This window comes from Candidatus Micrarchaeia archaeon, assembly GCA_041653315.1.
Classification (GTDB): Archaea; Micrarchaeota; Micrarchaeia; order Anstonellales; family JAHKLY01; genus JAHKLY01.
On the sequence record JBAZFO010000048.1, the window covers coordinates 1 to 7,568 of the forward strand.

The following is a 7,568-nucleotide window of genomic DNA, read 5'->3' on the forward strand; positions in this document are numbered from 1 at the left end:
ATAGAAATATTATATTCGTCTGTATTTAAAAAACTTTCTTTGGTTGGTTTTAGAATGGTGTTTTAATGTGGGGTTATATATGGAAAGCTTTATAAAGGCAAAAAGAGGAAATAAATATATGAAAAATCAAAAATTAAAAACAGCATTAATCATTTCAACAATTGCAATTAGCTCTATTTTTGGACAGCAAAAAGGAGAAACAAACGTATTCCAAAAACAAAAACCAATAGAAGAAAAAATTAAAACAAAAAGGGAATTTAAAAGTGATGAATTAAAAAGTATATTCATGGATTTAAAAGATATAACTCCTGAAAAAGAAGAACCAAAAAAAGAAGAGCCTAAAAAAACACCTAAAAAAGAAAAACCAAAAAAAGAACTTAAAAAAATAGAAGATCCTGAAACATATGAGGATTTAGAAAGATGGAAAAGAAAAATTGGTAAAATAGAATATGTTTAAATATCTAAATCATTAAAAGAAACATTAGTAGTAGTATTATATCCTTTAAATTTGGGACTATCTCTTGCCCCCATATTTCTTTGTTGAATTAAATATTTATTAATATATAATCCTTTTTTTGTAATATCTACTTCAAGAGAATTTAACGTATTTCCTGAACTAAACTCAACAGTAGTTAATTTTCCTTGTGGATCATAAGCTAAAAATAAATTATGGGATCTGCCTGTTCCCAAATGACTTACTTTTTCTTCAATAAAAGAACCAACATTAAAATCACCTAAAGGATCAAATTTAGATACTCCAATTGAAGATTTAACCTTTTTTAACTTATTACCTGAAACAAAATGTAAGGGTAATTGTCCATCACCAGAAACGTATCTAAACCAAACTAACATATTTGAATAACTAGGAGAAGAACGAACATTAAAGAATTCTTTACCTATATAAAAACCAGTTTGACTTATTGTAAAAAGTTCTTGTTTATCACTTAAATTAAAGCGATCCAATAATTTTAAGGGTATTTTATTTGGGTCTAATCTTGGGGATTTATTTAAAAATTCAGACTGCATTTTAGAAAAATTATCATTTGATTTAACAATGCCATAAAGACTAAATAATTTTATTTCTTGGATATTCACATTTCCTTTTTCTTGTTTTAAGTGTATATTCTCCATTGTTCTTTCCAATACTCCTAAAAATAAATCTTTATTTTTACCCCCTAATCTAAATTCTTTTTCTTTATCTGTTTTCCATTGGCTAGCAGATATATAATTGAAAACAGCCTGCATTTCTTCTTTGTTTTTAATTTGAAAACCATACCACCAAAATATTTCCAATTTAACTAATGCATCATAACAGTCATTATAACCTGCTATTCCCTTAACACTCGAATATTTGCCTAAATCAATTTTTAGAATTTGAGCTAATTTACCATAAAAAGCAATCAATAAATCATGTGAATTATCTTCTGAATTTTGGTCTAAACTTTTTCTATTATAATAATAAAGCCCCAATAAATCTGAAACAGGTAATTCTTTATTCTGTTGCATCCCTAAAATAGTTGTTAAAATAAGCTGATTTGGTGAGAGTCCATTAGATTCATCTCTAAAATAATCAATTTTTGTATTTTTTAAAGAATGCAAAGACTCTTCAATCATAAAAAATGCCAATGTGGTTGTAAAAAATTCTTCGTATCTTTCTGAGGTTGAATAAATTTGCATAGATCTTAAAAAATCATGTGATCGTTTTATAAAAGAAAAAAATAAATCTGTATTTTTTTTATTCCATTTAACTTCTTTTTTTGGTGAAAATCCTTGAGACAATATTAATTCCATTCCTTTTTCAGGCAATCCGGCTTTTATTTGCTCCCATCTAAATGCATTTGATCCAAAAACTCCATATATTAAATTAACAGCTTCTTCTGGTAAAACATTTTTAAATTGTGTTAAAATAAAATCAAATGAATTTGACATTGAAATTGGAGTTGATATATTATTCAAAACTATCTCATTTGTATCTTTAATAAAATCTAATAATTTATATCCATCAAATATATCATTAAATTTTAATTTTTTAATTTTATTTATTATTTGCGTTGAATATATATCAATATGTGTAAAATTTGTAAAAGAATCGCCATAAATTGAATTTAAATTTAAAAATAATTCTTTTTCTGTTGATTGAACCAAAGAATCATTTTTTAATAATTCATATAAAATACACATAGTATTAATATCTGCATTATTAATAATCCCAATTTCTATTAAAAATCCACTATCTGAAGATATTCCTAAAGAAACCAAATCTTTTATATGATATTCTTTATTACCCAAAGACATATCTTTAATTGTTAATAGTTTAAGATAAAATTCTAATAATTCAATTTCTTCAAGGTATAATTCATTATATAAATAATCAACAGGTATCATTTCTCTTTTACTAAACTCTTCGTTTAATTCTTGTATATTAAAATTTATTTTTTCAGTATCATTTAATTCTTCTTTTAAATTTAAAAATTTATAATTAAACACATCCCATTTTACAGTTTTCATTAAAAACTCATTAAGCATTTTATCTTTCGGATTTGAATATGATATTCTTAAATAAAATTTTGATAATTTTTCATATCTTAAATCTTGCCCGTCTTTCGAAACTTCCATTAAAGAATTATGTATAATATTTATAATCTCTTTATCACTAAGGAAAACAGAGGTATTTTTTGTTTTAAAAGAATAAATTGCAGTAGCAATACTACAAATAACTGCTTCTATTTTTTCTTGTTTTTTATCTTTATGAACATCAGAAAAAAAATCATTTTGATTTAAAAAATATTTTAGCAAAGTTACAGCTTGTTTATATGAATTAGAATCAAAATAAATTATTTTAGATTGAAATTTTTTATGCTGGCTATCCATTCCTTTTTTTGAAATATCTAAATAAGATGGAAAAAGCTGATCCTCTTGTTTTTTTATGGGGGCTAAATTAAAACCCATACTATTCCTCTCCTTGAGTAAAATTATCTCTTTCAGATTCTTTAAGTAATTCTTCAAGTTCTTTCATAGCTTTCGCTCTTAATTCTCCCTGTAATTTTGGAATTTCTAACTGTTTTTCTATTATTTGCTGGTCAATTGATTTTTTTTCATTTTCTTTTTGTTTATTATCAACTACCTGTTTTGGTTTTTCAACTGGTTTTGGTTTTTCTTGTGTTTGAACAATTTTTGGTTCTTCTTTAACTTGTGGAGGTTCTTGTTTGGGTGGTTGTGTTTGTTTTGGTTTTTCAACTGGTTTTGGTTTTTCTTCAACTATTAAGGAAGGTGGTTTAATCTCTTCAATTTCCTGTAATTTTTCTGGTGAAGTTAACTCTGCATACTCTTTTTTATAATTTTCAAGCGCATATTGTCTATTTACTGCTTCTAATCTTAAATCTTTTGATCTATCTTTGGCAATTTTTGAAAGTTTAGTTTCTCCTCTTTTTGCATATTCTAAACTATTTGCTTCCTCATCTAAAGAAGCCATAGTCAAAATAGAATAATCTCTTTCAGCAACAGAAATTGAAATTAAAAGAGACGCTTCTTGTTTTTTTATTCTTCCTGCTTGAATAGCTGCTTCAAATGGATTTTGAGAGATATCAAAATAATTATACTTTTCAATAGCATTCTTACCTTTATCTAATTCAATAACTACATATGGAATTTCAAATCCTGGAATTATATCTTCTGAATATTCAATTCGTCTATCAATTAAATGTTCATTGATAATATCTGGGTTTTTAACTATTACTCCTTTTGATTTGGTTACATTATTAGAAAGTTCTATTTCTAAAGTATTTACTTCACTTACAATTTCTTCTATTGATTTTTCTTCTTTTGATTTTTGAACTACTGGTTCTTCTTCGTATTTTTCTACTTTTCCTCTTGAATAACCTGTTTTCATATTCTCAGATAATTCATCTAAAGATGCAAATCTTTGTTTTGATCTTTCTTCATTTAATTTATCAATCTGTTTTTGCGCTCTTTTTTTATCTTTTTCACTTAAAATAGATAATTCTTCTGTTCTTTCTCTAGGTGATTCTCTTACTGGCATTTCAGTTATTTCTGGGTTCTTAATCTTTCTAGGAATTATATTTTGAGAAATATCCAATTGAGGAAAAACAATTTCTTCTTCAGTTTCTATTTTCTTAGCAGAACTATTTGTTCCTTTTGTCATTCTTTCTTGTAATAAAGACAATCTATCATAAACTTCATCATATTTTCTATCTAAATTTTCAGCATAATTTTTATTCATTTCATATTTTATTCTTAGTATCTCTATATCTTCAAGCACTTTTTCTAATTCTTCAGGACTTTTTTCAAGAACATTAAATTTCATTATTTCTTCTAAATCTTCTGGTGCTGTAAGTTCTATTTTTCCAAAAGACTTTGCTTCAGGATTAATATCTAAATCAGAATTTATTGAAATTTGTTGTTTTGATTTCTCAGCTCTTTTTATAATTGAATCATCTAATTTTATTATTGGGGGTTTTTCAACAACTTTAGGAGATTCTTTAACTGGCATTTCAGTTATTTCGGGTATCTTAATTTCTCTTACCCTTAATTTTGGAGTATACCCTTCTGTTAATCTACTAATTTCTTCTTGAGAATCTTCTTTAATAATTTCTATTGGTTTTTCAGATAAAGAAGCTTTAGCTATATTCTCCCTTGCAGTTAACCAGTCTCTAGTCCAAATTCTTTGAGATTTAAATTCATTAGGTATTAAATTAACTAATTGATGCGCTAAAGAAACATCAGAAGATAAATCTAATTTCTCATATAATTTATTATTTATTAATACTTTTGTAGCATTTGTATCCCCTAGATAATAATAAATTAAAGCTACTGTTTCTATTAATTCGGGATTTCCTTCTCTAAATAAATTTTTATATTCTGGATTATCTTGATCTCTAAAAGCTCTTGCTACTCCTTCATCTAATTTAATAATATTTTTTCTATCAATAATAGATAAATGATTAGCTAATTTTAATTTCAAATCAGTTTGTTCTTGAGTAACTTTATCAGATAAAAATAAATTTGAATCTCTACCTCTCCAAACAGTTTCTTCTATTTTTGATTTTTGTTCTAGATTCATTTTAGCATCACTCCTAAATATGTAATAATTTAAAACTTCCGGTGTTTTTATATCTTTCGCAAGCTTTATTATTGTTTTCACATGATTAATCTTATATGAATATATTAGTTACTGGTGCAAGCGGGCATTTGGGCAAATATTTAATAGAAGATTTAACAGAAAGATATATGATTCGAGCTTTATTACTATCCCCAGATGAGACTTCAAAAATAGAAAATTATAATAATATTGAAATTGTATATGGAGATTTAACTGATCCAATAACAATAGAAGGGATTACAAAAGATATTGATGTGGTTATCCATTTAGCAGCAGTAATAGATTATATTGCCCCTGAAAATACTTTATATAAAGTTAATTACGAAGGCACTAAAAATGTAATTAGAGAATGCGCCAAAACTGGAGTTAAAAAATTTATTTATATTAGTTCTACTGCTGTATATGGAAAAAATCTTCCAAAAGAAGCGATTAATGAAGATTTTCCTTTAAAGCCGAATAATGCTTATGGAAAATCAAAAATGCTTGCAGAACAAGAACTATTAAAATTTAAAGAAAAAATGAATGTAATTATCCTAAGATTATCTATGTTATATGGAAAAGGATTTGATAAAGGTTATTTTTATATTTTAAGAGCAATTGAAAAAAAAGAAATGAAAATGATTGGTAATGGAGAAAACCATATACCTTTATTACATGTAAAAGACGCAGTTGAAGCAATAAAATTATCCTTAGAAAATAAAACACAAAGTGGATCAGTATATAATGTGGCAAATCAGAACTCAATAACACAAAAAGAGCTTTTAACAATAGCTGCTAATGAGTTAAATGTTGATCCTCCAACTTCAACATTTCCAATTTTTTTAGTAAAAACTTTAGCAAGTTTTGAATTAATAGGAAGCTATTTAACTACAAAAGAACCAAAATTATTAAATGAATATATAGATAAAATATCTGCAGATAGACAATTTAGTATACATAAAATTGAAATGGATTTGGGATTTTTTCCAAAAGTAAATATTAAAGAAGGTATGAAAGAAATGGTTGAATATTATATTGAAAAAGAATATGAAAAAGAAGAAATAAAAGAAGAAGAAAATGAGGTGGATTATAATGATGAGGAAAATTGAAAAATATATTAACGATGAATTAAAGAAAAAAGGTGCTTTATTTTTTGGTGTTATTGATCCTATGGATTATGAAAATTTAGAATCCTGCGTAAATACTGCTAAAAAAACAGCAGATGCAGGAGCAGATATTATATTATTGGGTGGAAGTATAGGAGTACAAGGAGAAATACTTGATAATGTAACAAAACAAATAAAAGAAAAAACAAGCACTCCCGTAGTATTATTTCCAGGGAATATAGGAACTGTTACTCCTTATGCAGATGCAATGTATTTTATGTCTTTATTAAACAGTAGAAATGCATATTGGATATCACAAGCACAAACATTAGCAGCACCAATGATAAAAAAATATAATATTGAAACTATACCTGTGGGGTATTTGATAGTAGAACCCGGAGGAACAGCAGGTTGGGTAGGAGATGTTAATTTAATACCAAGATCTAGACCTAAAATTGCAGCAGGTTTAGCAATGGCAGCTGAATTATCTGGTTCTACAATGGTAATTACAGATACAGGAAGCAATCCAGAAACAGGTCATGTTCCTTTAGATATGATACAAATTGTTTCAAAAAGTATTGAAGTACCTTATGTTGTCGCAGGAGGCATAAAAACCCCAGAACAAGCAAAAAATGTAATAAAAGCAGGTGCAGATATTATTCAAGTTGGTACTGGATTAGAAAATTCAAAAGACATTGAAGGATATGTTAAAAAGATGATAAATTCTGTAAGAGAAGAAGGTAAAAAAAGAGTGTGAGTTTTTGAAAAAAATCTATTTTGATCACGCAGCAACTACACAATTAGATTCAAAAGTATTAAAAAAAATGATGCCTTATTTAAAAAATAAATATGGAAATGCATCTTCATTACATTCAATAGGGCAGGAATCAAGAGAAGCAATTGAAAAAGCTAGACAAGAATTAGCAAATATTTTGAAATGCTCTTCATCTGAAATAATTTTTACTTCAGGAGGATCTGAATCAGATTCATTAGCAATAATTGGTTATGCACTTGCAAATAAAGAAAAAGGAAATCATATTATAACTTCAAAATTTGAACATCCAGCTGTATTAGAAGCTTGTAAATTTCTTGAAAAACAAGGATTTAATGTCTCTTATATTTCAATAACAAAAGAAGGATTAATTGAGATTGAAAAGTTAAAACAATCAATTAATGAAAAAACAATTCTTATTTCAATAATGCATGCAAATAATGAAATAGGAACTATCCAACCAATAAAGGAAATTTATACCATTTGTAAAGACAAAAGCAATGAATATAAAACAAAAATTACGTTTCATACAGACGCAGTTCAAACATTTGGTAAAATTGAAATAAATTCTTCAATGGCAGATATGATCTCT

At 26.2% G+C, this 7,568-nt stretch carries 6 protein-coding genes; 4 read left to right on the forward strand and 2 right to left on the reverse strand.

The features are described from left to right. Nucleotides 1-118: 118 nt before the first annotated feature. Nucleotides 119-457, forward strand: a complete 339-nt coding sequence (locus tag WC356_07000; protein ID MFA5382891.1) for a hypothetical protein — start codon at nt 119-121, stop codon at nt 455-457. Here the strand turns inward: WC356_07000 and WC356_07005 are convergent. After that, nucleotides 454-2,949 (reverse strand): hypothetical protein, encoded by a 2,496-nt coding sequence (locus tag WC356_07005; protein MFA5382892.1) that lies wholly within the window; start codon nt 2,947-2,949, stop codon nt 454-456. The two genes, WC356_07000 and WC356_07005, sit on opposite strands and share 4 nt — an antisense overlap. Before the next feature lies 1 nt (nt 2,950). Further along, nucleotides 2,951-5,080 (reverse strand): hypothetical protein, encoded by a 2,130-nt coding sequence (locus WC356_07010; protein MFA5382893.1) that lies wholly within the window; start codon nt 5,078-5,080, stop codon nt 2,951-2,953. 95 nt (nt 5,081-5,175) lie between these two features. Here WC356_07010 and WC356_07015 point away from each other — a divergent pair, with 95 nt between their 5' ends. The 3 genes from WC356_07015 to WC356_07025 all read left to right on the forward strand — a co-directional run. Further along, a complete protein-coding gene (locus tag WC356_07015) occupies nt 5,176-6,207 on the forward strand; it encodes an NAD-dependent epimerase/dehydratase family protein (GenBank protein MFA5382894.1) in 1,032 nt (343 codons plus the stop codon). After that, nucleotides 6,191-6,961 carry a geranylgeranylglyceryl/heptaprenylglyceryl phosphate synthase gene (locus tag WC356_07020; protein MFA5382895.1) on the forward strand — a complete coding sequence of 257 codons (771 nt, stop codon included), beginning with the start codon at nt 6,191-6,193 and terminating at the stop codon, nt 6,959-6,961. The genes WC356_07015 and WC356_07020 overlap by 17 nt, the downstream gene beginning before the upstream one ends. A 4-nt stretch (nt 6,962-6,965) precedes the next feature. Next, nucleotides 6,966-7,568 (forward strand): aminotransferase class V-fold PLP-dependent enzyme (locus WC356_07025; GenBank protein ID MFA5382896.1); only part of this gene is annotated, 603 nt, incomplete at its 3' end.

What these genes read in the sequence shown, in the direction of transcription:
- WC356_07020 (MFA5382895.1), top strand. Translation starts at nt 6,191, where the DNA reads ATGATGAGGAAAATTGAAAAATATATTAACGATGAATTAAAGAAAAAA.
- WC356_07015 (MFA5382894.1), top strand. Translation starts at nt 5,176, where the DNA reads ATGAATATATTAGTTACTGGTGCAAGCGGGCATTTGGGCAAATATTTA.
- WC356_07010 (MFA5382893.1), bottom strand. Translation starts at nt 5,080, where the DNA reads ATGAATCTAGAACAAAAATCAAAAATAGAAGAAACTGTTTGGAGAGGT.
- WC356_07000 (MFA5382891.1), top strand. Translation starts at nt 119, where the DNA reads ATGAAAAATCAAAAATTAAAAACAGCATTAATCATTTCAACAATTGCA.
- WC356_07005 (MFA5382892.1), bottom strand. Translation starts at nt 2,949, where the DNA reads ATGGGTTTTAATTTAGCCCCCATAAAAAAACAAGAGGATCAGCTTTTT.